Genomic DNA, 26,383 nt, shown 5'->3' with positions numbered 1-26,383 from the left:
CACTGCCACCTTCTACATAAAGAGTTTCAGGGCTATGTAGCCGCATATCATAAGCGCTAGACTGTGCTTTAGACCAGCGCTTAGCGTTCCTTCGCCCATTTTGCCCGCTACTAAGCCTCCGAAAAAGGCCTGGATAACCGTCATGTGAAAGAATAAACGCTTAACTTCTTCAGGCGCCATTATAGTAGCGCCAAGTAACGGCAAGCCTTGTATGTCTATAAAGAAAGATTTGAACAATAGTACGATAGTGAATATGAAGACAAAGAAAGCTACATAAATTATTGCGATGTATGGGCGTGTTCTGTTACGGCGCTCTTTGTTAAGCAGTAGTGTTGATTGTACAAATTTACCCATAGGGTCAAAAATCTTCTCTATATATCCGCCAGAACGGCTGGCCTCAATTATTAGGGGAACAGTTCTCTGTACAAGAACCGTATCAACTCGCTTTGCAAAGGACACTAATGCTTCTTCAAGGGTCATGCCCCAAGAAATCTGTGCAGTCATTTTGCGCAGTTCAGCCGTTAAAGGTCCATAATCTCTTTTTGCAGCTTCTTCCAAAGCGCGGGGTAAGGTCATGCCGGTTTCTTGAGCTTGCACTATGCTTCTGAAAAGGTCTGGTAAATGTTCGTCCACAGCTTTCTTCCACTGGTATTCAATGTAACTTAAGACTGTAGGCGGAGTGAAAGCGGCCAAGATGGCAAAGAACAAAAATTCGTCGAAAACTGGGGTTCCCCAAGCGGACAAAAAACCAAGAACTACAATAGTCGCTGCTAAGACGGCTGATGCAATCTGCAGGATCCGCTTTAAGGTTTTTCCCATCTTTGACATAGCTTACCACTTTGGCGAAACCGAATCCAATATTATAAGAAACATTGTTGAACCTACGGGTATTCCAATGTATGTGATGATTCTAAGCAGCAAATCTGGACCCAGAAAGCCTAGGCTTCCACCACCCATCATAGCCATAACCGCAAGCATGATTATCAGCAGTAATGGACCTGTTACCAGCAAAGCCACATAGAACTCTGAGAGAATGGACAACGTGTCTGAAAACTTTCGGAGGCTTATCCTCTTCAATTTCATATGTTGCTTAGACCTTTCCCTTAAGTATGCGGCGAGGTTGCTTCCAGAATGTATTGTCGATATGAGGCCTTCCAGCATTTCGCTGAACAGTTTGGAAGGCGACTTTCTCGAGGCGTTTTCTAATGCTGATATTATGTCAAGGCCGAAAAGGTTTACGTCGCGGATTATGTTTTTAGCTTCAACTGAAACTGCCAACTGTATTGGAAGATTTGACAATGAATGAAAAATTTTCTCAGGTGGAACACCCGCGCTTGCAAGGATTGCCATATACCCCGTTGCAAAGGCCAATTCGTCTTCTAAATCTCGCTTAATTTTGTCGGCGCGATAGACTGGATAAACGTAGAATCCGATGATTGAAAAAGCAACCGCGAATAGACTGCCGCCAAAACCGAATAGCAATGCATGAAGAACTGGCACTCGAAAGGCGTAGACAAGCAGGTACGGTATACAAACAAGCACCAAAAGTGAGACTAAAATTGTTGAAAAAACTGTTAAACTAACGTAAACTCTAAAATTAGTTTTAATCCCAGCTTTTTGCAAATGTATATCCAAATCTGAGAAAAGCGGCAGAACTCTTCCAACTTTTTCGCCCATAAATTTATATGCAAGGGACGCTAGGCTGGGGGTTCTAGATTCTAAGCGGAAGCTTTCACTTTTATCAGCGCTTATTTTTCCATTGATTTTTGAAAGTAAACATTTCAGTTGCGAAAGCAAGCTCGCGTAGAGCTTCTTGTATTTTTCAGAGATTTTTTCCTTTTTCATTCTAGTTCCATCCTTGCTTTTTGGAAAACTCTTGCTGGATTAGCGTAGTATTCGCGGATTATGTTGGCTACTTCTGTGTGTCTGCGGATGCCCTTTCTAACCATCCATTCAAGAACGGTTTTTCTGCGTTGGAGTTCCTGTCTAACGTCTTCCCCGCTTAGTTCAAGCTTTTTGATGTGCTCTTCTATGAGGCTGCTGTGACCTAGAAACTCAAACCTGTCTTCTTTAGGTTTCCAACGAAAAACTTCCTCTGTCATTATTTTGCCTGTTTTAGCGTCAAGTCCTACAACTTCTGTTGCTGTTAGGGTTCTTCTGACTGGTTTCCCTTCAATTTCTGTTCTCGTCATAACCATTATCAAATCAGTCATGGCTATGAGCGGCTTTGGAATATTCATAGGCTCGGATTCTAAACGGTTTATTACGGCTTCAACGGACTCGGCATGGATGGTGCACATTCCAAGATGTCCCGTTGCCATAGCTTGAAACAGCGTGTAGGCTTCTTCTCCTCGGATTTCACCCACGATTATGTAGTCAGGTCTTTGTCTTACAGCTGCCTTCAAAAGGTCAAAAAGTGTTATGGCACTTTTATTTTCGTATCCGAAGCCTTCCCTTACGACGGATGGTATCCAGTTTTCATGAGGCAAGTTCAACTCCTGAGTGTCCTCTACGCTTACAATTTTCATTTCAGGCTTTATGAACATGGACAAGCAATTCAGCATGGTGGTTTTTCCACATGCTATTCCTCCGGCTACAAGCACTGATGCACGGTTTTCTATAACGTACCATAGATAGGCGGCCATCTCCGAGGAAAGCGTGTTAAAGGCTATGAGATCTGAAATTGTTAAAGGATCCACTCTGAAACGGCGGATAGTGAAGGTTGAGCCTCTTCTGGTCACCTCGCTTCCGTAAGTAAGTTGTATGCGGCTTCCGTCAGGTAGCGAAGCGTCCAGAATTGGAGATGCTATTGAAATGTTTTTGCCAGCTAAATATGCCAAGCGGATTATGAACGAATTGAGTTCCACCTCATCCTTAAATATTATGTTTGTTGGAAGCGACTCGTATGTTCTATGCCAAACATATATTGGTATGTTTACTCCATCAGCTGAGATATCTTCTATAAGATGGTCTTTCATTAATGGGTCTATTTTGCCGTAGCCAATGAAATCCCTTGTAAGGTAATATAAGAGCTTATCAACGGATTCCGGTGGGATTTTTATGTGGTATTTTTTGATTACTTGTTTTGCTTTCTCTTTGAGGTATTGTTCGGCTTTTTCCTTCGTCTCTATTTCTTTTAGGTTTACATCTATTTCTTCCATTAGGATAATTTTGACTTCTTTTAGGTGTTCTTCCTCCTCTTTTGTGAGGGTTGGTTCTATGACTTCATAGCGGGTTTTCTGAGTCTCCGGATCTTTCACAATTGCCGCGTAGACATACGGCTCCTGTATTGGATATACTTCTCTGAAGACTGCTGGCTTTCTTTCTTTTACTTCTATTATTGCCCCGAATTCTGTTTCTTCTTTTGTTTTTGTGTTTTTTGGTGTTTTGGGCATTTTTCCCCCTTTTTGTATGGTTTAGCATTTAGGCTGCTCTTTTCGATATCATACTCTATCGTTAGTCTTAATAAGCTATATGTATGTCTAATCTTTAACACACTTAAAAACGCAGACTTTAAAAAGACGAAAATCCGTTAAACGTGCTACTTATACCTAGCTTTTCTTTTCTGTCTTTTCTTCTTTTGTCTGCGCATTCTTTTCTTTTTCCATTTTGCTCTAATCTTGTCCACACCCCGGGGAATGCTTATTCTATGGTTGCGTGCCTACGCCTTAAGTCTTCTTCTGTTGTTCCCATTCGGTGCATTAGCTCTACTATTAGTCCGTCCAAGAAAACCATGCAGTTGTTCTCGAAAATGCTTCCAAGGGGTGTTAAAGGCTCTTTTTCGCCCATGAGTTGTCTGGCCAAATAATCTTCTTCACGGGGCCATCCGGCTTTTGTTCGGCCTTTAATTGTAACAACAAGGTCTGCTATCTGCCCCAAAGGCGATTCTGGGAAAGAAGTTATCGCCACGACGGTTGCACCTATTTCCTTTGCAGCTGCGCTTGCGGTTAAAACCATTTTCGTCGATCCCGTTCCAGATATGGCTATTAAGAGGTCCCCTTTCACCGCTGCTGGTGTGATGGTTTCTCCTAGAAAGTAAACGTTGAAGCCTAAGTTCATTAAGCGCAACGCGAAGGCTCGACCTACAAAACCGCTTCTTCCCATGCCTACAACGAATATTTTCTTGTCTTTTGCTGTTAATAGTAGCTGGATGAAACGCTCCACTTCGTTTGGGTTAAGCTCTTCAATGGCGCTTTTTATTCCTGTAATGATTTCTTCCGCCGCAGCTTTTAACCATCTCAAGTTTTTCAAACTCCGAGAAACCTTTTTACAAGCCAGTCTATATTAAAAGTCTTGCGGTTAAACTCTTCCGGTTAAAAGTTCTTCTAGGTAGGGTATATGAAAGTATAAGCGAATGAAGATTGCTATAGCTAGTATACCAACTGTTATGACTGCGAAAATGTAATCCTCCCGGTGCATTTTCAAAACATATAGGTTTGTTCGTTTTTTGGTTGCTCCCCAAGCGCGGGATTCCATGGCTTCAGCTAGCTCGAGGCTTCTGCGTATGGCGCTTACAATTAACGGTATGAGAATTGGAATGTAATTTCTAACTCTTTTCAGAAAGTTTCCCTTTTCAAGCTCTAGACCTCTTGCTTTTTGAGCGTCTATTATTGTTTGGGCTTCTTCAGCTAAAACTGGAACGAAGCGCACCGCCGTTGTAAAGGCGAAGCAAAATTCGTACGGTACCCGTGACTGTTCTAGGGCTAGCCCCAAATGATCCGGCGAAGTAGTTAGGAAGAATATGGAGAAAGAGCTTACCAGCACTAAAAACCGCAGTGTCATTGCTAGGGCATGTTCTAAAGAGGCAAACGTAACTGCATAGCCGGAGGCGATGAAAGAGTATATGAAGTTTGTGAGGAAAATTATTGAGGCTAGGAAAGCTGCGCCTCTCATAGAGCGAATCCACTCACGCTTAACACCAGCAATAAGCACTAAAGGAACTTGCATAACAAAAAGCACGGTGAGAGGAAGCAACTGCCAAAAAATTATTGCCACCGCGAAAATTACACATGCATAAATGAATTTTATTCTAGGATCAAGGTTGTGGATCGGTGAGCTGACTCTTCTAAACCGTAGTCCGTCGAAGAAACTCATGGTTTTCGACTCCTATAAGCTTTTAGAATGATCTCTCTTGCCTCGTAAAGGTCTATCACTTCTCTCGGAAATCCTATGTCTGAAAGGTTTAGAAAAATTTGGGCTATTTGCGGCGGCACTAAAGATGCTTGCTCCAGCGCCTCTGGATTTGTGAGCACTTTTCGTGCTTCCCCGTCTGCAACAATTTTTCCAGCGCGCATAAGTAACACTCGTGGGTTGCATTCAGCGACAAACTCCACGTCATGCGTTACAACTACCACGGTTTTTTCTTGAGCATTCATCTGCAAAATGAATTGGCGGAGCTTTTCCTTTTGGCCGTGATCCTGTCCAATAGTTGGTTCATCTAGGATTAATATTTTTGGGTCCCAAGCTAGCACTGAAGCTAAGGCGACACGCTTTCTCTCGCCACCACTAAGCATGAAAGGCGACGTTTTCCTATACTGTGATAACCCCAATAAGTTAAGCGCCCATGTGACACGTTTTTCTATTATGTCTTCGCTGAAGCCAAAATTTTTTAAGGCGAAGGCGATTTCATCCTCTACGGTTTCGCAGAAAAGCTGATGGTCTGGATTTTGGAATACAAAGCCCACCTTACGTGCCAAAGCGGCAACACTGACCTTTGTGGTTTCCGTCCCATCTACAAGCACCCTTCCCTTTGTTGGTTTTAGAAGTCCATTAAAATGTTTCACGAGGGTTGTTTTTCCAGCGCCGTTTTCTCCCATTATGGCCACAAATTCACCGTCTCGAATTGTTAGAGAAACACCTCTTAATGCCTCAACACCACTTGGATAAGTAAAATAAACGTTTTGAGCTTCAATCACGGCTTTTAAGCGCCTCCCTAATTTTTTCAGCCATCTCCTCTGATGATAGTGGTAGTTTTTCACAGAGTTTCATTCCATCCGCCTTCAACATTTGGTAAAGGCGTGTAGCCTTTGGAATGCCAACTCCAATTAAGCGGGCTTCTTCTAGGCTCAAAACTTCACGGGGTTCCCCGTCTAAAACAACGCGTCCTCCATCCATTATTATGATGTGATCAGCGTACTTTGCCGTCAAATCCAACCTATGCTCAACAAGCACTATGGTTATGCCAAGCTTCTTGTTTAGTTCGTAAATGATTTCAAATATTTTTTTGGCTCCAAGGGGATCAAGAAAAGATGTAGGTTCATCTAGAACCATCACTTCGGGCTGCATGGCTAAAACAGAGGCTATGGCTACACGTTGCTGCTGTCCTCCTGAAAGTTCTGTGGGTGTACGCTCCCGCAACTCATATATTCCAGTTAATTTAAGTGCCCAGTCCACTCGCTTGCGGATTTCTTCCCTTGACACTCCAAGATTTTCTAGTCCAAAAGCCACGTCCTTTTCTACAGTTAATGCGAAAAGCTGGTTTTCAGGATTCTGAAAAACCATGCCTACATGAGTTGCCAATTCGTAGACAGGATGTTCCCGCACTTTTAATCCGGCAACCGTTATTTCGCCCTTCAATTCGCCTTGATAGAAATGGGGAATAAGCCCGTTAAAACATCGACAGAGTGTTGTCTTTCCGCATCCGCTTGGGCCGGTAATTAACACGAATTCGCCCTTTTCAATTTTTATGGAGACTTCTTTAATTGCCGGCCATCCGGCGCCTGAGTAAGTGTATGTTAGGTTTTTTGTTTCGATAATAGCCATGATTGGTTTTCCACAGCATCCTAAACTTTTTCTCATTTAAGAGTAGCTACTTAAATTTAAGTTTGAGCTATCCGCTCCTTCAAAAGCCTCCAACACTTTTTAAGCCCAGCTTCAAGCTCGCCGAAACCGTTGACACCTGCGGCTGTCGCGTGGCCTCCGCCCATACCTCGGAGATATTCGCCTAAAGGTTTAGCTATGTCTCTGCCCAAGTGAATGCCGGTTTTTTCATGGAATTCCCTTGTGCATCGAAGACTTATTTCGAGGCTGTCATTTTTCTGTCCCGCCACTACCGCCACGTGAGCACCTAAATCTATTATTGCACGGGCCGCCGAAGCCTGATAAGCACTTACGTGTGATAGGGCTATTATCCACTCACCTATCTTGAAGAGTTTAGCTCTCCTACATGCTTTTAGTCGGGCCACCCTTTCAGAGAAATCCATGGGAAGCGAAAGCATAGCTAACGCTTCTTGGGCGTTTACCCCCATGTCTATAAGCTCTGCAATGGTTTTTAGCGTTGAGGAATTAGCTAAGACAAAGTGACGGGTGTCAAAGGCGATGCCCAAGAAAAGGGCTTTAGCCTCGGTTTCTCCAACCTTCGCACCTAACTGCCTATAGAAATTGTAGACTATCTCGCACGTTGATGAAGCGTTCTCATCCGTTATACATAGCTTAGCTATTTTTTCCGTCTCCGGGTGAACTGCGTGATGGTCAACTACTATTATTGGGGCTTTTGAAGCCTTCACTTTCTCGGCTAAGTTGTCCAGCTGCTGTATTGTGTTTGTGTCCATAAACATTATCACATCCGCCTTTTCAATGTTTGGTTCTGTTTCAACGGTTATCGGTAAGCTTTTCAAAATGTGCTTTGAAAGGCGGCTAATGCCTTGAGCTGCACCAATCTCTACGGTTGCTTGGGGCTTATGCTGTTTTATTAGGATTGATAGAGCGTAGGCTGAACATATGGCGTCTGGATCCGCGTTATGGTGACATAACAGGGTGACATGTTTGACATTCTGTTCATCCAATATTTTGGCTATTTCCGCAAACGACACTTCAGTTCCCTCAAGTATTTTTCAGCCGTGGCAAATGCTTCTTTCACAGCCTCGTCTGCAAGTTTCTGGGCGTCAAAGTCTCGCACAAGGGGTGAAAGTGTCAACTCAACCTCCACATTTAATGTTAAAGGTTTCCCGCTTTCCGTTTCTACATCTGCGCTTATGTTTAAGGTTTCCACCCGTTTGGATGGGGCTCTTGACAGGATGTAGCCTCGTGCAGCCTCCTCAACTATCAAACATAACTCTTCAATCTGCTCTGGCGTAAGCTCTGGCAAGCCAAGCTCTTCCAAGCTTCCACCCAAAGATTTACGCCATTACTGCTGTGTTCCCGAAGTTGGAGCCAAATCTTGTTGAAGCTTAGCCTGCAGCTCCTTCATCTGGCTGCGCAAGCGTTCCTCTTGCTTACCTAAAACAGAAGCCCGCATGTTTAGCAATTCTTTCCTCTCGTTCAAGTCTGCAGTGACCTTCGCCTTGTCAGTTTTAACTAGCAAAGAACCTATAGACTTGTATATGATGGTGTCATCTGCAACCTTCTGCAGTTCGCTTAGCGCTTGTTCAATCTCCGTTAACTCCAATTCCACCTGCTGTTTTTGAGCTAAAACAGACTGTAAAGTCTGCTGGAGCTGCTGAAGCCTCAAGAGACGCTCCTGAACTTGTGGGGGGAGTTTTGCCAACTCTTCACCCAAACCTATCCTTCCATCTGCACAGCTTTACATCAAACCAATTAATTAAACGTTTTCCAAGACAATACAGCCGCAAGCATGAAACGCAAGCTTTTCAAACAAAACTATAGTAAGGGGCTATCAATTTTGCAGTTCGTCGACAACAACGAAATTGATGGAGGACAGTAAATTTTGACAGTTAAATTTTAAATGCTTTAAAGATATTAGATTATCAACTACATGCGAGGTGGAATGTCGTGGTTAAAGTTGACGGATACGAAGTTCCAGAGGGTCTCTATTATTCAAAGGATTTTGCGTGGGTAAAAGTCGAAGGCGACAAGGTTCGTGTTGGCATAACAGACTATGCCCAAAAACAGCTTAGAGAAATCGTCTATGCGGAACTTCCAAGCTCTGGAACCACTACAAAGCAAAACGAGCCCTACGGTACTGTTGAATCCGTGAAAGCAGTATCCGATCTAGTAGCACCTATAAGTGGAACAATAGAAGAGGTGAACGAGGAAGTACAGTCAAAACCAGAACTCTTAAACGAGGACCCCTACGGAAAGGGTTGGCTGCTCGTCATAAAGCCCTCAAACTTGCAAACTGAACTCAAAAACCTTATGGACTTCAATGCGGCTGTTGAATGGCATAAAAGCCTAATTAAAGAAGGGAAATAGCCCTTGCCCAGACGCATAGTAGTAATTGGGGCGCATGCAGCTGGTGTTGATGCGGCTTCAGCTGCTAGAAAAACGGACCGAACAGCCGAAATAACCCTAATAACCGACGAAAAACATGCCGGTTATTCCCGCTGTGGCTTACCCTTCGTCATCGGTGGACACATACAAAGCTTCAGCGACCTAATAGTCTTTCCGCCAAGCTACTTCAAAATGATGAAACTAAACCTAAAAACAGAAACAAAAGTAACGAAAATCGACACTGGCAAAAAAGCGGTTCTAACGGTCGACAAAAACGGAAACACCGAAGAAATTCCTTACGATAGCCTAATAATCGCTACTGGTGCAAGCGCCTTCACACCACCCATAAAAGGGAAAGAAAAACAAGGTATACTCCCCCTCAGAACGATTGAGGATGGACAGCGGATAGACCAAGCCATTCGAGAAGGCGCCAAAACAGCGGTTGTCATGGGAGCTGGCCTTATAGGCTTAGAAACAGCCGTGGCGTTACAAGAACGGGGCTTAAAAGTAACCGTTGTAGAAATGTTGCCTCAAGTACTACCAGCCATGCTTGATGCAGACATAGCCAAAATGGTTCAAGAAGCACTGGAACAAAAGGGCATAAGAATCTTGACAAGCAAGCCTGTTGAAGAATTCCTCGGAACAGACAAAGTCACCGGCATAGTGGCCGGTGGAGAGCAAATAAACGCTGATCTTTTCGTCAGCGCTTTTGGCGTGAGAGCTAACACTCAACTTGCCGTGGATGCTGGTGTAGCCCTCGGCGAGACAAGATTAATCAAGACAACCGCCAGAATGGAGACAAACATTAAGGACGTTTACGCAATAGGTGACTGTGCAGAATCCATCCATATAGTAACACAAAAACCAGTTGTCCAACAGCTTGGAACAGTGGCTGTACGGCAAGGCAAAGTAGCGGGTATAAATGCTGCTGGAGGTTACGCGTTATTCACCGGTGTTATAGGGTCATCGGTCACGCAGCTATACAACATACAAGTAGGTGCAACGGGCTTAACAGAGGCTGCTGCTAAACGGGCCGGAATAGAAACGATCACTGGCATGGTGACCTCAAAGACACGGGCAGACTACTATCCAGGTGCTTCAACGATAAGAGTTAAGCTTGTGATTGAAAAAGAATCACAACGTATAATAGGCGCCCAAATAATCGGCGGTGAAGAAGTAACTCAACGTATAAATGCTGTCTCTTTCGCTATACAGAAGCAGATGACTGTGCGAGAGTTAGCCAAGGCAGACACCGCATACGCACCACCGCTAAACGAGACTTGGGAACCTCTTGTTTTAGCCGCAGAAACAGTGTTGATGAAACTCCGTTAATTCTCCATCCCTTCTTTTTATTTTTCGTCGGAAAATTAATTAAGAGAACACGCTCCATTAATATCCGAAATCTAACGAAAATGGTGATTCAAATGGCAATAAGAGTAGCTATAAATGGTTTTGGAAGAATTGGGCGTCTTTTATTCAGAGCAGCCGTTGAGAGAAAAGCAAAAATAGACTTTGTAGCCGTGAACGATGTTGCAGACGCCAAAACCTTAGCCCATCTCCTAAAATACGACTCAGTCCACGGGCCGTTTCCAGGTGAGGTTCAAGTCAAGGATAACAACATAATAGTGAATGGCAAAGAACTGAAAGTGCTTTCACAGAAGGATCCCGCCCAGCTGCCTTGGAAGGACTTAAACGTTTACTTGGCTGTAGAGTCAACAGGACTTTTCACAAAACGTGAGGATGCGGCAAAGCACCTTCAAGCTGGAGCTAAAAAAGTTTTGATTTCCGCTCCGGCTGAAAACCCTGACATAACGATCGTGCTAGGTGTAAACCACGACAAATATGATCACAACAGCCATAATATACTGTCAAATGCTTCATGCACAACCAACTGTGTAGCCCCGGTAGCAAAAGTATTGCATGAAAACTTTGGCGTAAAAGCTGGGCTCATGACAACAGCCCACGCTTACACAAATGATCAGCGCGTCCACGACCTAGTGCACAGAGACCTCCGCAGGGCAAGAGCTGCAGCTTTAAACATAATCCCAACAACCACAGGAGCAGCCCGTGCAGCTGGCCTCGTTTTAACAGAGCTCAAGGGAAAACTTGATGGCCTAGCCCTCAGAGTCCCCGTTCCAAACGTTTCAATAACCGACCTAACCGTGGTTTTGGAGAAAAACGTTACAAAAGAAGAGGTTAACGCAGCTTTCAAGAAGGCTGCTGAAGGCCCATTAAATGGCATATTAGCTTATACCGAAGAGCCAATAGTCTCAAGTGACGTAAACCACACAACGTATTCAGCCATAGTTGATGGCTTATCTACAATGGTTGTGGGTGGAAACCTCGTCAAAGTGCTGGCATGGTACGACAACGAGTGGGGCTTCTCCTGCAGAATGGTTGAACTAATCGAACTCATTGGAGAGAAAGCTGGTTTCTAGCTGAAGCTAATATAAAGCTTAAAAACAAACAACCCCTTATTTTTTTCAAAAAGAAAGAGGGAGATGTTGTGGTTAAATTCTTAACTCTAGATGATGTCGATGTAAAAAACAAAGTAGTCCTTGTGAGAGTTGACTTCAACTCTCCAGTGGATCCAGAAACGAAGAAAGTTTTGGATGATACAAGAATTAGGGCCCACGGTGAGACAACTATCAAAGAATTGGCTGAAAAAGGCGCAAAAGTTGTTGTGATGGCCCATCAAGGTCGAAAAGGTGATCCGGACTTTATACCGCTAAAGCAGCATGCGGAAATCCTTGGCAAAGTCCTTAACAAACCGGTCAAATTTGTAGACGACGTTTTCGGAGAAAAAGCCAAAAAAGCCATCAAAGAACTGAAAAGCGGCGAAATCCTCGTTCTAGAAAACGTCAGAAACTTCGCAGGAGAAACAAAAGAAGGAACACCAGAAGAACATGCGAAATCAGAACTTGTCCAGACGCTGGCCCCCTTGGCTGACATATTTGTTAACGACGCCTTCGCTGCAGCCCACAGAGCCCACGTTTCCATGGTTGGTTTTACAGCGGTGCTGCCAAGCGTTGCTGGCCGTATAATGGAACGCGAACTGAAATCCTTAAGCCGTGTGCTGGAAAACCCTGAAAAACCATGCGTTTACGTTCTCGGCGGCGCCAAAGCAGATGACTCCCTTGAAATCTCAAAATACGTGTTGGACAATGCAATAGCAGATTACGTGTTGACAGGCGGTGTTGTTGGCCACGTTTTCATGGTTGCAAAGGGATATGACCTAGGCAAACCTAACATGAAGTTTCTGGAAGAAAAGAAGCTGATGGGCCTTGTTCCAGGTATAAAAGAGCTCATAAAGAAATATCCCGACAAAATCAAGGTTCCGGCAGACGTTGCCGTGGAGGTTGAAAAGAAGCGCAAAGAGGTTCCGGTTGAAAAGCTGCCAGTAGACTACCCAATATTTGACATTGGTGCAAAAACCGTTGAAATCTATGCGAAAATACTTCGCGATGCAAAATCAATCGTTGTAAGCGGACCAATGGGCGTTTTCGAAAACAGCGAATTTATATTTGGAACAAAGAGAATCTTCGAGGAAATTGCAAATTCAAAGGCTTTCTCACTTGCAGGAGGAGGCCATACAATTGCAGCATTACAAGAACTAGGCCTATCCAACAAAATATCCTACGTAAGCACGGCGGGCGGTGCCCTAATCGAATTCTTAATGGGCAAGAAGCTTCCAGGCGTAGTGGCTCTTGAAAAGGCTGCTTCTCGTAAGCCTTAAGCATCTTCCCATTTACTTTTTGTGTAACTTCTTCGGCAGACTAATAACATTCTGTACTGTAAGTTTCTATGTGGCTTTTAGTGTAGTATAAATACTGAAAGTTCTGTGGATTAGAAGAGCTTTAACTTTCTTTTGGGTTCCTCCCTTTGTTTTTCTGGGGGCATTTTTGGAGTTGGTGGAGTAGACGTCGGAATAGTTTTTTCTTCTTTTGGAGATTCCGGTTTTAACTCTTGTTGTTCAAGCTTTAAGGTTTCTTTCTCTTCTGGAGCTGGTTGGGGCCGTGCTTCCTCTTTTGGTTCCTCCTTTTTCTTTGGTGCTTTTGGTTCCTGCCTTTTTTCCTGTAATTTTTCCTCTTTCTCCTTTGTTTTTTCGACGTGTTTCCATGCAAAAATGGGTTGGAGGCGGAGACCTTTATGGTCTCCAAGCTTGAGGTATTCCCATTCGTAGAGGTCTATGCGTATCCCTTTCATGCTTTCTACAGCTCTTTTTACAGCATCTGAAAAGCTTGGCGCAATCAGTATTAGCCGCGGTTTTTCTTTGTCATCAATCTTATGCTTGTTGTATGTAGCTTTTAGGAAAGCCTTAAACTTATCAACAAAGTCGAAGCTTTGCAACCCCCGGAGCAGCATGACGTCATCTTCTTGAACACTCAACTGTACAATGACGAGCTGTCCGTTGCTGTCGTGGCATAAAATATCCAATGTGGTTTTTTCCCCGACTGGGACGTCGCTACAAATTACCGTTAAATCTTTTTCAATGAGATTTATTTCGTTTGCAATCATTTGTTCCAACTCATGATGACTTCCTATGGTGAGTTTTTCAATTGACACAGTGTGTCCACCTTTGTTTTAAAGAAAATGAAGCTGTCGTAAGGATAAATAAATTATGAATTCGGAATCCGAATCCTATCTAAAAATAGCAAACCACAAATAAAACCGTCAACAAAACATAAAGCTCAGATGGCTTCCAGAGAGGTTAAGTTTGACAGACATAGTTTTCGTGTTTGAAGTACATCAGCCATATCGCCTAAGAAAAAATTTCTTTTGGAGCGGTGAAACCTTTAAACGAATGAGTAAAAAAGAACTTTTTGACTACTATTTCGATCATGCCCTCAACAGAGAAATCTTCGAAAGAGCCTGCAAAAAATGCTATTTTCCATCAAACCAGATAATCTTAAACCTCATCGACGAATATAAAAGGGAGAAAAAACAAGTTAAATTTTCTTTTAGCATTTCCGGCATTTTCCTAGAACAATGCGAGATGTTCAACAAAGATCTTCTTGAATCCTTCAAACAGCTTGCAGAAACCGGTAACATAGAATTCCTAAACCAAACATATTATCATTCTTTGGCAAGCGTATATCCAGAAAAGGATGAATTTATTGAACAAGTGAAAATGCACCAGCAAGCAACAAGAGACTTGTTGGGCTACACCCCCAAAGTCTTTGAGAACACGGAGCTAATCTACAATAACACAATAGCCAAAATAGCAGAGGAGCTAGGCTTTACTGGAATCTTCACAGAAGGCACAGAGCGAATACTTCATGGAAAGTCACCCAACCACTTATACAAGCCTAAAGGCTGCAAAAAAATCAAAACACTCCTTAGAAACTATAGACTGACTGACGATATTGGCTTCAGATTTTCAGCCAGATGGTGGAGCGAATGGCCTCTCACAGCAGACAAATACGCAAGCTGGCTAGCGGCAACTCAGGGACATTGCATAAACATTTTCCCAGACTATGAAACCTTCGGCGAACATCACTGGCCAGAAACAGGCATTCACGAATTTCTGAAACATTTACCAAAAGAGATTCTGAAATGGGAGCATCTCCAAATGGCGACACCATCCGAAGTTATTGAAAAGTATGAGCCTGTCGATGAAATCGATATTCCTGAAGCCAGCAGAACAGTTTCTTGGGCTGATTTAGAACGGGACACAAGCTGCTGGCTTGGAAACACTATGCAGTGGGCCTATTACACTTCTGTCAGGCGACTTGAACCAGTTGTTAAAGAAACGGAGGACAAGTATCTGTTAAGGATATGGCGGTACTTCCAAACAAGCGATCATCTCTACTACATGTTTACCGGGGGTGGGGCGCCAGGCGAGGTTCACTCTTACTTTAGTCCCTTTAACACTCCGGTAGACGCCTATATAACAGCTCAAGCAGCCATTCTTGATTTCGAAAGTCGCGTCCGTTTAGTTGCGGTAGTTGCCAACGAACCATTCCTATTTTATAAGAGTGTCGGAGAGGAAAACTATACGGGGGTTATGGCTTGGAGTCTCAAAGGCATGCTGAAGGCCTTGAGGAAAGTTGATGTTGAATCATTAAAGTTTCACTGTAGCCGTGGGGACTTTGAGAGTTGGGCAAGATATTCGCTGCGTGATGAAGTATTAGCTGAAGAGTTAAAGAAAATAAGACTTGCAGACCTGGAAGGACAGGAATTACGTAAAGTCTTGAGTAAAGTTTTCCGAGCAAGACTTGTAAAAGTGCTTGGCTTACTTGAAGAGGCAACAGAATACTTTTAAGCGAAGGTCAACCCTTAGTATGAAACATGTTGTTCGCGTTCCATTGAGGTGAAACAATGATTGAGGATCTCCCTCTCGCTGAAAAAATTTTGCAGACGCTGCATAACTTATGTGCTACCGCTCCAGATTTAGCCAGAAAAAGCGAGGAACTTGCTCATTTTCTGCGGTTAGATGTGGGGGACATTGAAAGAATCTTAGACGGATACCGCTGCGAGGGCTATGTTGAAAGCTTTGCAGATAACCAGGGGAAAAAATGGTATTACTTAACTGGGAGAGGAATAATCAAAGTCTGCGCGCTCTTCACGTAGTTGGCGGCACAGATGCGTGTTATAATATTCTCGTGGGAGTACCCTCCAAGAATTGTTGGAAAACTTGCGAGTTATGTTAGAGAATTGGCGCGGCAGCTTGCTAAAAGCGAGATAGAAACGTTTCTTGTAACATATCATGACTATTTGACCGGTGAGTTTGAAGAAGAAGGAGTGAAAGTTCACAGAGTTACAAATCCCGTCAAAACACATATTAGTGTTCTTACATGGGTCTTAACCCTAAATCAAGAAGTTGAGCGAGCAGCCGCCAACATATATTATAAGTGTGGAAAACAGATAGACCTCATAGACGTGCAGGATTGGCATTTTATACCCGCAGCTGTTACTTTAAAAAAGGCGCTTAATGTTCCTTTCATCTATTCTGTTGAAAGCTTGGAGGATCATCGTTCCCGTGGGGCTAATTCTCCATTTAACATGGCCATAAAAAGCATAGAATGGCTTGGCACTTACGAGGCAGAAGCTGTTGTTGTAAAGTCTGAATGGATGGCAAGCGAAGTCATCCGAATATACAAAGTTTCGGAAGCCAAAGTGAAGATCGTAAACCCTGAAACTGAACATTGGCCTAAAGCTATTTTAAAAATTTACCGAAACTTAAGGGCGTCGAGGAGTGGCCTATGACTAACCAGTTAAAGGTTATGATGCTTACTTGGGAGTTTCCGCCAAGAATTATTGGTGGAATTTCGCCTCACGTTTACTATCTATCAAGAAATATCGCAAAGGAAGGCATGAAAGTTTATGTTGTTACTTGTGATTTTCCAGGTGCACCGGAGCATGAGGTTGTGGATGGCGTCGAAGTTTTTCGAATAGACTCTTACAAGAATCCTTCGCCGGATTTTGCAAGCTGGGTTTACTTAATGAACATGAACATGCAAAAAGAGGCAGCAGCTATTGTCAAAAATCTAGGCGGGGTGGACATTTTCCATGCTCACGACTGGCTTGTGGCAAACGCTGGGATAGGCTTAAAACATGTTTTCAGAAGGCCCCTTCTGGCAACTATTCATTCCACAGAGATAGGCCGGCGGAACGGCCTTCACTCCGATTATGAAAGGATGATTCATGAAACTGAGGCTTGGCTTACATATGAGGCTTGGAGAGTTATATGCTGCAGCAACTACATGGTGTCTCATGTTAAATGGGCTTTCGGCCTTCCAGAAGATAAGCTTGTTATGATTCCAAACGGTGTTGATGCAATAGAATATGAAAAAGACATGGGGAACTTAAGCCAATTCAGGCGACGGTTTGCGTTGCCCGAAGAGAAGATAGTGCTTTTCGTTGGAAGACTTGTCTATGAAAAGGGTATTCAAGTCTTGATAAACGCTGTTCCAAAGATTTTGGAGAAAGTTAACGCGAAATTTGTAATTGTTGGAAGCGGCTACATGAAAGAACCTCTTTGGGAACACGTTAAACGCATGGGTTTAGCCCACAAAGTCTTGTTTACAGATTTCGTGGACGATGAAACTTTGCGAAGTCTGCAAAAATGTGCAGACGTTTCTGTCGTGCCTTCGCTTTTCGAGCCCTTCGGTATAGTGGCCCTTGAAGCCATGGCCGCAAAAAGTCCAGTTGTAGTTTCAGACACGGGTGGGTTATCCGAAATAGTTGAGCATGACGTGACCGGTGTGAAAGTTTATGCAAACAATCCCGACTCTTTAGCATGGGGTGTTGTGCGAGTTCTGCTTGATGAGGATTATGCTAACAAGCTTCGGGAAAACGCATATCGCATGGTCGTGGAAAAATTTAACTGGCGGAAAATAAGCAGACAAACAAAGGATGTCTACGAGCGTGTCTTAAACGAGTACTCACGAACTTTTTGGGCATGATTTTATGGATACTTAAGTCCAATTGCATTGTTTGTACACGCATCAACACATTTTAGGCAATATATGCATTCCGGGTCACCAAATTTTTCCCATGAGTGTTCCAAAATACGCACTTGCATGGGGCAAGCCTTAACACATTCTCGACATTCACCTTTAACACATTTCACTGGGTCCCGCTTTAAGCCGATGAAACTGAACCTATTTAAAACTGCCATTATCGCTCCATGGGGGCATAAGTACCTACACCAGCCTCTTGGAATGTGTGCGGCTAAAATTAACACACCTATTAAAATGAACAGTTGAACCCAGAATAGAGGAGGCAAATCCAATATTCCAGCCAAAACATCGTAAACTGGTTTTTCCGTTAAGGCGCTCGCAAAGTTTCTAACCATTTTCGGCAACATTGCAAATAATGTTTCAGCAGGACTCACAGCTGTAAAGGGAGCATAAGCAAAAACCCCCATTGCTTTTTCATAATTCTCATGGGTTTTCAAGAGTTTGGCTAACGAGAATGTTATGGTAATAAAAAGTATAATGCCTAGAATAAAATACTTTATAAGCTTCATGTTGTCATTGGTTTTTGGCGAAACTTCAACCTTTTTTGTTTTGATGAAGCCTATTAAGTCTTGGACGAAGCCGAAGGGGCAGATCCAGCCGCAAAGTGACTTTCCAATTAAAACACCAGCTATTAGGAAGGAGGCTATTGCAAGCCATGGAAAAGTTTGAATGGGCTGTTGCCAACCTGTGGGCATAAACTGTATCGCTGTGAAAGCGTCGCCTACAATGTTATATTGCAGCCCCCAAGTCCACATTATTGGCAACAGAACTGGAAGTGGGCTTAAATTGAAGACTGTAGCGCTGAAGAATATGAAGGATAGGAATTGCACTACGATACGCAGCGTGTTAACTTTCAATAAATGCTGCTTTAGATTGATTTTCGCCATCTGAAGCCACTTCTTTGTATAGTTGGAAGTTTTTTACTTGCCAATAACTTTAACGTTTTCCACAAGCACCCACGGCGCAACCAACTGGCCGATTTTTCTTTCATTGTTTGCTAACGCTGAAATGTTCTTAATGACGTTGAAGATATTTCCGGCAAGCATGGCGCCCTTGATGGCATAGACGATTTTGCCTTTCTCGATTTTCCATGCTGGTGTTGCCACAACCGAGAATTCACCGCTCGCAGGGTTGCTGCTATGAGCACCTTGCACAGAATAAACTAGGAGCCCCTCGTTAATTTCGCCTATAAGGTCTTCTGGCGACTTTTTCCCGGGTGCAAAGTGGAAGTTTGTAGGTTCGATGCGTGGCGTTGATAGATATCCCGCTCTAAATGCGTTTCCCGTGCTTTCTCTTCCTTCTTTCTTTGCCGTGTAATTATCATAGAGATATCCCCGTAATATGCCATTTTCTATTACCACAGTTTTTTGCTGGGGAACACCCTCTCCGTCGAATTTCCATGTTCGAAGCCCTCCCTTCATAAGCCCATCGTCATAAATTGTCAACGTTTCAGAGGCTACTTTCTCGCCTATTTTGCCTTGAAGGGCTGATTGTCCCCTTTGCACATAATCTGCCTTAACAGCATCCATCAAGGTATAGTGAAGAAGCTGCTGTAACGCAAAATGTGCGAATATAACTTTCATGTTTTTTGTTTCCGCCCGTTTAGCTTTTAAAGCTGAAGCAGCTTGCCGTGCAGCCTCAGCACCAACCCACTCTGGGTTTATTTTATAAAGCCTTTCAACGTTAAATTCAAAGCATACAGGTGTCACTTCGCCACTTTCTTGGGCTATTGTGGCTAGGCTGCATTCAACTATTGTTCCTTGGTCGGAACTAGCAATGCCATTAGAATTCGCAATGGCCTTTAATAAATACGAGGCGCCAACACCACCTTCAATTGGAAAAACCCTTTTGTCGGTTTTTTCGCAAGCCTCCAACATAAGTAAGGCGTTTTTTACTAAGTCTTCCGGAGACAACTCACAGAGTGTCTCATCAAAAATATCCTCGATTTTGGTGAAGGACTTTTTGGTTGGAAAGCCTTGCCAATTCTTGTCCGGCTTACTTGCCCTTGCAGCTTTTAGCGCCTTTACCACGGCTTCTTCAATGGCTGCCTTGTCCATTAGAATGTTTGTGTAGGAAAAGCCTATAGTCTTGTTTACCACTGTTCTTATGCCTAATCCATTGTCAATGATTCTTGAGCTCTTAGCGATTTGTCCCCTTTCTATGGCTACGGTTGTCGTTAAACCTTCATAGGCAAAGGCTTCTGCTTCATCTGCGCCTTCTTTTAGCGCGAGTTTTACGGCAAACTCTGCCAGACTTATTATTTCTTCCTCTTTAAGCACTGCCACCGACCAGCACCTCGCGAACTCTTATGTGCGGTCCACCATCACAGACAAAAGCAGTCTGTCCTTTGCCGCATCTTCCAGGCCAAAGTTCAAAATCTTTTCCAACAGCGTCTACTTTATGCAATGTTTCAAGAGTGTTCCCGCTTATCGAGGCGTTGCGTATAGGCTCACCTATCTCGCCTTTTACTATTTCGTATCCTTCTTGGATGCCTACTTGAAATGTGCCATCTAAGTTGGCTTGTCCCCCTCTGAAGCTTTTGAAGTAATATCCAAACTTTATGTCTTCGATTAATTCTCCCAAAGAGTAGTCCCGGGGAGCCATGAAAGTGTTGCGCATACGTATTATCGGCTCCACGCGAAAGTCTTCCGCTCTAGCGTTACCGGTGGGTTGTGTATTAAACTTCTTGGCTGTTTCCCTATTGTGCATTAAGCCTACAACTACTCCATCTTTGATCAGAAGCGTTTTTTGTGCTGGAATACCTTCATCATCATACTTGAAGGAGCCAAAAGCTCCTTCAATTGTTCCGTCATCGTAGACTGTGACAACTTCTGAAGCTACTTTTTTGCCAAGCTTATCCATGAGAACCGAGCCTGAAAGTGTTAAATCTGCTTCAGCTAAATGTCCGAATGCTTCATGGACGAAAACTCCAACCACGTTTGGCCCTAAAACAGCCGGAAAGGTTCCACCTTTCGGGGTCTTTGCTCTTAGTTGATCTATGGCTCTTTTTGCAGCTCTTTCGCCTATGATTTCTGGTGCTTCGATGTCAAATATCTCGTAGCCTGCTGTTGAGCCGACCTCTTCACGGCTAAATGTGAAGACCTCTTTTTCTTTTGCAGTGACTAGAACTCTTGACCAAACATAAAGCTTGTCTTGCTCTATATATGTGCCTTCGTTATTCATGAAATAGTTGACTCCGACGAGATCTAAATAATCTACTGTGCAGCTTTTAATGCGGCTGTCACTTTTTAGAACGTTTTTTGCAATGGCCAAAACGGTTCCAATTTTATTTTCAACAGATATCTCTGAGGGTTTCTTTTTAGGCTTAATTGAGATGCTATCTTCGATGGCCTTGTTTTCAGCGAGTTTTACTGGACTCTTGATTTGCAAACTGGCTGCTTTTGCCATTTTACATGCCTTATGAACAGCATCTGCCAATATGTCCCTGTCAAAGGAGCCTACAGAAGCAAAACCCCATGCTCCGTCGACAAGAACCCTTAAAGCAATGCCGCTTTCGATCCCCTCCTTTGCAGATTCAACATTCTCTTCCTTGACTGTCAACATTGTTTTGAAAATCTTTTGCGCCCTGGCCTCCGCGTATTCCGCACTGAACTTTTGGACAGCCAATTCTATAATCTTAGTCAATAAATCTTTCAATGTGCTTTCTTCCTAAACGCTAAATTCTGTTGAGAAGTTTATTTGCAGAAGGGTGCTAATAAGTCTACTCAATAAAATCTAGGAGAAGCACTATCTATGCCTTTTATGTTTAAGCTCGTCTCATTAACATTTTTATTTGATTTGCAAAATCATCGTTTTGGCTTCTTTCTAGCTCTAATCTGCGGAGTAGACCATAATTTGAATAAATGTCTTCCAGAATCTTTCGTTCAATTACATACGCGCCTGTCCTCAAAAATTCCTCAAGTCCCTTAGCAAATATGTCGATTTTATCGGCAATTTCACTGCGTTTTACACCATAATGATTTTCCAAGTATCTGTAAATTAACTTGGTTGCTTCGCTTCCAAAAATCTGCTTTAATACTCGGTCAATTATTTTAACGATTTTCTCGTTTTCTTTGAATGTTTGTTGGCTTATGGGTAACATTGCTATCAAGCTATCGTACATATTGCGACTTAATAAGCTTTGTTGTGCGAATGTGCAACATAAATACAGATAAAGAATGTAAAAATAGGCTTTACATGAAGTCTGTAAGGTTTAACTGTTGAACTTTTTCTCTTAAGCGTTTTATATTTGAGGTTTTTTCCTCATCGAAAATTATGGGATGTCCATAAACGCCATCATAGCCTGGTATCACCTTTATTTTTCCTTCTCTAACCCTTATTATTGCCTCGGCGATCTTTTGATCTGCTGCTTCTTTTAGGGCTTGTTTCGGCGCATCGATCAGCACCCTGTATTCGTCGCCGAATTTTTCAATCAGCTTGTTGTAAATGCTCCAAACCTGCTGCGTTGAGGGTGAGTCAACACCAATAGCTGTTGCAATAATTTCGGAGAGGGGAAGCAAATGCATATAACCTATAGCGTTATCTGGAATGAAGCCTTCTGGGCGGTCTGCTAACTCTTCAACTCGTTGTTCAACACCTTTTGTCAGTTTTTTGCGGCATACTGGGCATATGTTGCCGAGTTTTATGGCTTCTTTTGGCGGCAGCGAGACACGGCAGTTTCTGTGGCCTGTCCAATGGTATTTTCCATAGGCTGGATCTGTTTCGATGGTGAATTTGAACCGTGTTTTGTCCTTTTTCCTAATGGCGTCTATTATCTCTTGGTAGCTAGGTTTTTCCACCTCGAAGACGTTGGCCTCTCTTCCCATGCGCCATGGCCAGTAGCTGTGGCTGTCGCTGTTTGAAACCAATGTGAACCTGTCCAGTTTACTCAGCCGCCAATTCATGGGCGGATCTGAGGAGAGGCCTGTTTCGAGGGCGTAGATGTGTTTTGTCATGTCCTGGTAGCAGTCTTCAACGCTGTTGAAGCCGCTGAAGGCGCCGAAAATGCTGAACCATGGTGTCCAAGCATGGGCTGGGAAAACCATGTTATCGCTGGAGACTTTCATAACCTCCTCAACAAGCTCTGGGGCACTTATGTCTAGAGTTGGGCGTCCGTCGGCTGCTAGATCTCCGTACTTTGCTAGGCGTTCGTTGATCTGGGTGGCTGTTTCTATGCTTGGCGTTAGAATTACATGGTGAATTTTTTTAACTTCGCCTTCAAACGTGAATATTGTGCTGACTTCTGTTGTTATCATGAAGTAAACTGGAAAGTCTGGGTTGCCGGCAATCTTATAGAGTCCAGAGTTCCCATCTTGTATAAGAGTCTCCTGCAGTTCCTTTAACCATTTGGGGTGAGTGAAGTCTCCTGTGCCAACAAGGTTTAAGCCTTTAATTTTGGCGAAACGGGCGATCTCCTCCACGCGCATGCTTTGGCTTGTCGCCCGACTGTAGCGTCCATGAATATGTAGGTCGGCTATGACCCTCAAGTTCTCCGCCAACTCGCAAATTTGTGTTTATCTTCCTATTACGTTTGTGGAAAATGGTTTTGCGTAAACTTTTATTTTCGCTAGCCCCCTCCCTTTAGGTTTTCTGCGTTTTTCAAGGGTTTTCTCCCAGTCCACTTTAAACATTAGGATGAAGACTATTACAAGTAGGATTAAGGCGGTGACTGTGCCGATGATGGCTGAAACCCAGTCGCTCTCTATTCCGAAGATTTCGCGGATTACCCCAACCGTGAAGCGGGCGCTGTAGACTATTATTAGGCTCATGCAAAGCTTACCTAGAAAGGCTGGGATAAACGCCCGCAAAAAACTGTAGTGCATCACCCCAAGCGGAATGAACAGCAAATCATCCGGCAGTGGCGTCAATGCGAAAATGAATATTGCTAGGACACTATATCTCCCGAAAATTTTCAGGAAGAACTCAACGTTACGCTTGCCTTTTTCACTTATTATTTTCCTTCCACCAAGTCCAAGCAAGTAACCTGAAAACTCTCCCACAGCTGAGCCTAAACCAGATACAAATGCTGTTAATATCGGATTAAATGTCTCGATGGAGCCTAGTGTAAAAATCACCACCGTGTATGGAACTGGGAAAAAAATTGACATGGAGCCAAACAGGCTTATTAGGAAAACGCCAAAGTATCCATGTTGCATGGAAAAGTTTTGCAACCAATCAGTGATTTGTCTTAGAAGGTCTTCCGCTGCCAAAGTCCCGCCTCCCTTATCTTTAGGTTTATCAGTCTTAAAGAGCTTACCGTAAACCAGAGACCGTGGCAGGTCAAATTTTAAATTAAAGTTTTTCATCATCAAAATCCTAGGCTTCCGGAGGTTTTATTGTTGGCTGAGGCTGAAAAACGTGAAACTATGTGGATTGCCAGAGAACTTTCAAAGTGCAGCGGCTGTAGAAGATGCGAAATAGCCTGTTCACTTTTTCATGAAAAGCGCATATGGCCTGAAGCTTCCCGAATAAGAATTTTCATGCTTGCGCCGGGCGTCGAATTTCCCCATTTTTGCGCCCAATGCGAAGATTATCCATGCATTGAGGCTTGCCCAACCAAAGCCCTATCCGTGAGTAAAGAAACTGGCGCCGTGCTTGTGGACGCAAATACCTGCGTTGGCTGTGGAAAATGCATCGAGGCATGTCCCGGAAGAATTCCTCATATGCATCCGACGGAAAATAGGATTTTAATTTGCGATTTGTGCGGCGGAAATCCCCAATGCGTTAAAGTTTGCCAAGAAGGATTGTGGGGCGTTCTCCGAGCAGTGCCTCGGAGGACACATCCTTACAAGCTTTACGCTCGAATTCCAGAAGAAATAGCTCGGGACCTAGCTGCCAAAATCCTTGGGGAGGAGGGAGAACATCTATTATGATTTGTGGTTATGCTGGAAAGTTTCTCGAAATTGACCTTTCAACCAAAAACGTCAAAGAAATGCGTTTCAACGAGGAAGTTCTAAGAGACTATGTGGGCGGTCGAGGGTTAGCTGCAAAAATTCTCTGGGATAGGCTTGGCAACCGATGGGAAACCGTAGATCCGCTTGGACCAGAAAACACACTCTTATTTTTGACAGGACCGCTTACTGGATTTTTTCCAGGTGGAAGGATCTGTGTTTCAGGTAAGTCTCCGCAGAGCAACGGGGTGGTCGGCTCAACGGTTGGCGGCGAATTCGGCATTGAACTGAAATGCGCTGGCTACGACGGCATCATCGTTTCTGGAGAGTCTGAAAAACCCATATATCTCTTCATAAAAGACGGCGACATCGAAATTAGGGATGCTTCTCATGTCTGGGGCATGGACGCCAAACGGACAGTTGCCACATTAACTAGGGAGTGCAGAACCATTTTGAAACAGCGTTACCCGCTGAAAGGCGAATGGAAAGAGCCAGCCATCCTCTATATTGGCCCAGCTGGAGAAAACAAAGTGCGAACAGCTGTGGTGGCAGCTAAGTGGTCGCATGCTGCTGGTTATGGTGGATACGGCGCCGTAATGGGCGCTAAAAAACTTAAGGCTATAGCTGTCAAGGGAACAGGGCCTTTGCCTGAAGTCGCCGACATAGAGGCTGTCCAGCGGCTTATGCAGGAGGTTTGCAATAACGCTTATGAAAATGAGTCTTGGAGGCGTTGGGGGACAGGTTCAGGCGGTTATGAGTTTGGGGCTATGACGAGTTCTGAGCCTGTGCGGAACTGGCAGGAGGAGTGGCATAACGAGAAAAGTTTCGGCGTTGACAAGTTTGAAAACCGTGTATGGATAAAACAGTATTGGGGTGACTTCGGCTGTCCAACTACATGCCTTAAACTGGCTGTTGTACGGTTTGGACAGTTCAAAGGCGCCATAACCGACAACCCGGACTATGAGCTGCAAGCCTATTTGGGCACAAACTTAGGCATTTTCACTCCTGAAGCAAACGTTTACATGGCTTCAGTCATTGATGATCTGGGGCTTTGCGGTATTCAAACAGGCAACGTGTTGGGTTTTGTAGCAGAACTCTTCCAGAGAGGGATATTAACGAAAGAAGATTTAGACAGCATCGAGCCTAAATGGGGGGATGCCGAAGCCTTCGCTGTTTTAGCTAAGAAAATTGCCTATAGAGAAGGCGTAGGCAATATTTTAGCCGAGGGAACCTATCGAGCTGCTTTGAAAATAGGTGGGCTAAAGGGTGTGGATGTTATGCCATATGCCGTGCAAGTTAAGGGTATTGGAGTTGGTGCCCACGGCATTCGGAGCGGAAAGGACTATCCGCATATATGCTCTTACGTTTGCTCAGTGCAGTGTGGAGATCACACTTCAGTTGCCTATATGCCGCTAGATGAACCTAATAGTGAGCACATAAGAATTTTCGATGATTCCGGAGTAATTTGTTTCTTTAACACCTTCGGCTTACCCAGCAACCTAGTCTTTGACTTTTACAAGGCGGTTACCGGCATAGAATTGACGAAAGACGAGTGGGTTAGCACAAAGGCCATGAAAATAATACAGCTGCAAAGAGCCATGTTATTGCTGGGCGGCCCAGACTTAAAATGGAATCCAGAAATCCACGATGATAACCCACCACGGTTCTATGAACCCTTGCCATCCGGACCGTTTAAGGGTAAGACCCTTGAGAAAGCTCGTGTAGACGAGGAGAAACGCAAATACTATGCGCTTGTAGGTTGGGATGAGCGGGGTATTCCAAAATCTGATATTCTAAAAAAGCTTGGATTACATGATGTTGACAAAGCCCTTGAAAAGCTTCGCTGAAAACCAGCATAGT

Annotated in this window: 27 protein-coding genes; 10 read left to right on the top strand and 17 right to left on the bottom strand. The window is 43.7% G+C overall.

The annotated features are described in order from the left end of the window. Positions 1 to 12: 12 nt before the first annotated feature. The 10 genes from KEJ24_06735 to KEJ24_06690 form a co-directional block, all read right to left on the bottom strand. The gene (locus KEJ24_06735; GenBank protein ID MBS7647514.1) at positions 13 to 828 is read right to left on the bottom strand and encodes a type II secretion system F family protein; all 816 of its coding nucleotides are present in this window, start codon (positions 826 to 828) and stop codon (positions 13 to 15) included. Positions 829 to 831: 3 nt separating this feature from the next. Then, a complete protein-coding gene (locus KEJ24_06730) occupies positions 832 to 1,845 on the bottom strand; it encodes a type II secretion system F family protein (protein ID MBS7647513.1) in 1,014 nt (337 codons plus the stop codon). Next, positions 1,842 to 3,395: a type II/IV secretion system ATPase subunit gene (locus KEJ24_06725; protein MBS7647512.1), complete on the bottom strand. Its 1,554-nt coding sequence runs from the start codon at positions 3,393 to 3,395 to the stop codon at positions 1,842 to 1,844. The genes KEJ24_06730 and KEJ24_06725 overlap by 4 nt, the downstream gene beginning before the upstream one ends. Positions 3,396 to 3,642: 247 nt before the next feature. After that, on the bottom strand, positions 3,643 to 4,251 hold the full coding sequence (hxlB, locus tag KEJ24_06720; protein ID MBS7647511.1) for a 6-phospho-3-hexuloisomerase: 609 nt from the start codon (positions 4,249 to 4,251) through the stop codon (positions 3,643 to 3,645). Between the two features lie 48 nt (positions 4,252 to 4,299). Further along, positions 4,300 to 5,094 (bottom strand): energy-coupling factor transporter transmembrane protein EcfT, encoded by a 795-nt coding sequence (locus KEJ24_06715; protein ID MBS7647510.1) that lies wholly within the window; start codon positions 5,092 to 5,094, stop codon positions 4,300 to 4,302. Beyond that, a complete protein-coding gene (locus KEJ24_06710) occupies positions 5,091 to 5,945 on the bottom strand; it encodes an ATP-binding cassette domain-containing protein (GenBank protein ID MBS7647509.1) in 855 nt (284 codons plus the stop codon). The genes KEJ24_06715 and KEJ24_06710 overlap by 4 nt, the downstream gene beginning before the upstream one ends. Next, positions 5,908 to 6,756, bottom strand: a complete 849-nt coding sequence (locus tag KEJ24_06705) for an ATP-binding cassette domain-containing protein (GenBank protein ID MBS7647508.1) — start codon at positions 6,754 to 6,756, stop codon at positions 5,908 to 5,910. The genes KEJ24_06710 and KEJ24_06705 overlap by 38 nt, the downstream gene beginning before the upstream one ends. A 62-nt stretch (positions 6,757 to 6,818) precedes the next feature. Further along, positions 6,819 to 7,811: a DHH family phosphoesterase gene (locus tag KEJ24_06700; GenBank protein MBS7647507.1), complete on the bottom strand. Its 993-nt coding sequence runs from the start codon at positions 7,809 to 7,811 to the stop codon at positions 6,819 to 6,821. Further along, complete coding sequence (locus KEJ24_06695) at positions 7,793 to 8,113, bottom strand: DUF3194 domain-containing protein (GenBank protein MBS7647506.1); 321 nt, start codon at positions 8,111 to 8,113, stop codon at positions 7,793 to 7,795. Before KEJ24_06695 ends, KEJ24_06700 begins: the two co-directional genes overlap by 19 nt. Positions 8,114 to 8,125: 12 nt before the next feature. Beyond that, positions 8,126 to 8,485: a prefoldin subunit beta gene (locus KEJ24_06690; protein ID MBS7647505.1), complete on the bottom strand. Its 360-nt coding sequence runs from the start codon at positions 8,483 to 8,485 to the stop codon at positions 8,126 to 8,128. 245 nt (positions 8,486 to 8,730) lie between these two features. Here KEJ24_06690 and gcvH point away from each other — a divergent pair, with 245 nt between their 5' ends. From gcvH to KEJ24_06670, 4 genes are all read left to right on the top strand, one after another. Beyond that, positions 8,731 to 9,150: a glycine cleavage system protein GcvH gene (gene gcvH, locus KEJ24_06685; protein MBS7647504.1), complete on the top strand. Its 420-nt coding sequence runs from the start codon at positions 8,731 to 8,733 to the stop codon at positions 9,148 to 9,150. 3 nt (positions 9,151 to 9,153) lie between these two features. After that, on the top strand, positions 9,154 to 10,500 hold the full coding sequence (locus KEJ24_06680) for an FAD-dependent oxidoreductase (GenBank protein ID MBS7647503.1): 1,347 nt from the start codon (positions 9,154 to 9,156) through the stop codon (positions 10,498 to 10,500). A gap of 92 nt (positions 10,501 to 10,592) precedes the next feature. Further along, complete coding sequence (gap, locus tag KEJ24_06675; GenBank protein ID MBS7647502.1) at positions 10,593 to 11,606, top strand: type I glyceraldehyde-3-phosphate dehydrogenase; 1,014 nt, start codon at positions 10,593 to 10,595, stop codon at positions 11,604 to 11,606. Between the two features lie 68 nt (positions 11,607 to 11,674). After that, complete coding sequence (locus KEJ24_06670; GenBank protein ID MBS7647501.1) at positions 11,675 to 12,904, top strand: phosphoglycerate kinase; 1,230 nt, start codon at positions 11,675 to 11,677, stop codon at positions 12,902 to 12,904. A gap of 110 nt (positions 12,905 to 13,014) precedes the next feature. Here the strand turns inward: KEJ24_06670 and KEJ24_06665 are convergent, their stop codons facing one another. Next, positions 13,015 to 13,734 (bottom strand): DUF91 domain-containing protein, encoded by a 720-nt coding sequence (locus KEJ24_06665; GenBank protein MBS7647500.1) that lies wholly within the window; start codon positions 13,732 to 13,734, stop codon positions 13,015 to 13,017. A gap of 151 nt (positions 13,735 to 13,885) precedes the next feature. Between KEJ24_06665 and KEJ24_06660 the strand changes: the two genes are divergently transcribed. From KEJ24_06660 to KEJ24_06645, 4 genes are read left to right on the top strand one after another with little or no spacing between them, the layout of a single operon-like run. Beyond that, the gene (locus KEJ24_06660) at positions 13,886 to 15,433 is read left to right on the top strand and encodes a glycoside hydrolase family 57 protein (protein ID MBS7647499.1); all 1,548 of its coding nucleotides are present in this window, start codon (positions 13,886 to 13,888) and stop codon (positions 15,431 to 15,433) included. A gap of 56 nt (positions 15,434 to 15,489) precedes the next feature. Continuing rightward, positions 15,490 to 15,741 (top strand): hypothetical protein, encoded by a 252-nt coding sequence (locus KEJ24_06655; GenBank protein MBS7647498.1) that lies wholly within the window; start codon positions 15,490 to 15,492, stop codon positions 15,739 to 15,741. 12 nt (positions 15,742 to 15,753) lie between these two features. Next, positions 15,754 to 16,377: a glycosyltransferase gene (locus KEJ24_06650; GenBank protein MBS7647497.1), complete on the top strand. Its 624-nt coding sequence runs from the start codon at positions 15,754 to 15,756 to the stop codon at positions 16,375 to 16,377. Next, positions 16,374 to 17,576 carry a glycosyltransferase family 4 protein gene (locus tag KEJ24_06645; protein ID MBS7647496.1) on the top strand — a complete coding sequence of 401 codons (1,203 nt, stop codon included), beginning with the start codon at positions 16,374 to 16,376 and terminating at the stop codon, positions 17,574 to 17,576. The genes KEJ24_06650 and KEJ24_06645 overlap by 4 nt, the downstream gene beginning before the upstream one ends. 2 nt (positions 17,577 to 17,578) lie before the next feature. On the opposite strand, the gene KEJ24_06640 is transcribed toward KEJ24_06645, so the two are convergent. The 6 genes from KEJ24_06640 to KEJ24_06615 all read right to left on the bottom strand — a co-directional run bounded on the left by KEJ24_06640 (position 17,579) and on the right by KEJ24_06615 (position 23,842). Continuing rightward, positions 17,579 to 18,520 carry a 4Fe-4S binding protein gene (locus tag KEJ24_06640; protein ID MBS7647495.1) on the bottom strand — a complete coding sequence of 314 codons (942 nt, stop codon included), beginning with the start codon at positions 18,518 to 18,520 and terminating at the stop codon, positions 17,579 to 17,581. 33 nt (positions 18,521 to 18,553) lie between these two features. Next, entirely contained in the window at positions 18,554 to 19,918 is a 1,365-nt protein-coding gene (locus KEJ24_06635) for a TldD/PmbA family protein (protein ID MBS7647494.1), read from the bottom strand. Continuing rightward, complete coding sequence (locus KEJ24_06630; protein ID MBS7647493.1) at positions 19,905 to 21,290, bottom strand: TldD/PmbA family protein; 1,386 nt, start codon at positions 21,288 to 21,290, stop codon at positions 19,905 to 19,907. Before KEJ24_06630 ends, KEJ24_06635 begins: the two co-directional genes overlap by 14 nt. 109 nt (positions 21,291 to 21,399) lie before the next feature. Further along, positions 21,400 to 21,735, bottom strand: a complete 336-nt coding sequence (locus KEJ24_06625) for a hypothetical protein (protein ID MBS7647492.1) — start codon at positions 21,733 to 21,735, stop codon at positions 21,400 to 21,402. A gap of 91 nt (positions 21,736 to 21,826) precedes the next feature. Beyond that, positions 21,827 to 23,119 carry a DNA helicase UvrD gene (locus KEJ24_06620; protein MBS7647491.1) on the bottom strand — a complete coding sequence of 431 codons (1,293 nt, stop codon included), beginning with the start codon at positions 23,117 to 23,119 and terminating at the stop codon, positions 21,827 to 21,829. Positions 23,120 to 23,146: 27 nt separating this feature from the next. Continuing rightward, positions 23,147 to 23,842 carry a VTT domain-containing protein gene (locus KEJ24_06615; GenBank protein ID MBS7647490.1) on the bottom strand — a complete coding sequence of 232 codons (696 nt, stop codon included), beginning with the start codon at positions 23,840 to 23,842 and terminating at the stop codon, positions 23,147 to 23,149. A gap of 156 nt (positions 23,843 to 23,998) precedes the next feature. On the opposite strand from KEJ24_06615, the gene KEJ24_06610 reads away from it, so the two are divergent. Together KEJ24_06610 and KEJ24_06605 are read left to right on the top strand one after the other, a co-directional pair. After that, the gene (locus KEJ24_06610) at positions 23,999 to 24,505 is read left to right on the top strand and encodes a 4Fe-4S dicluster domain-containing protein (GenBank protein ID MBS7647489.1); all 507 of its coding nucleotides are present in this window, start codon (positions 23,999 to 24,001) and stop codon (positions 24,503 to 24,505) included. Then, a complete protein-coding gene (locus KEJ24_06605) occupies positions 24,505 to 26,370 on the top strand; it encodes an aldehyde ferredoxin oxidoreductase (protein ID MBS7647488.1) in 1,866 nt (621 codons plus the stop codon). Before KEJ24_06610 ends, KEJ24_06605 begins: the two co-directional genes overlap by 1 nt. Positions 26,371 to 26,383 lie beyond the last annotated feature (13 nt).

The sequence above is a fragment of the Candidatus Bathyarchaeota archaeon genome, assembly GCA_018396705.1.
Classification (GTDB): Archaea; Thermoproteota; Bathyarchaeia; order Bathyarchaeales; family Bathycorpusculaceae; genus DRVP01.
The sequence above is the reverse complement of the archived record's forward strand: the minus strand, read 5'-3'. Positions and strand labels throughout refer to the sequence as shown.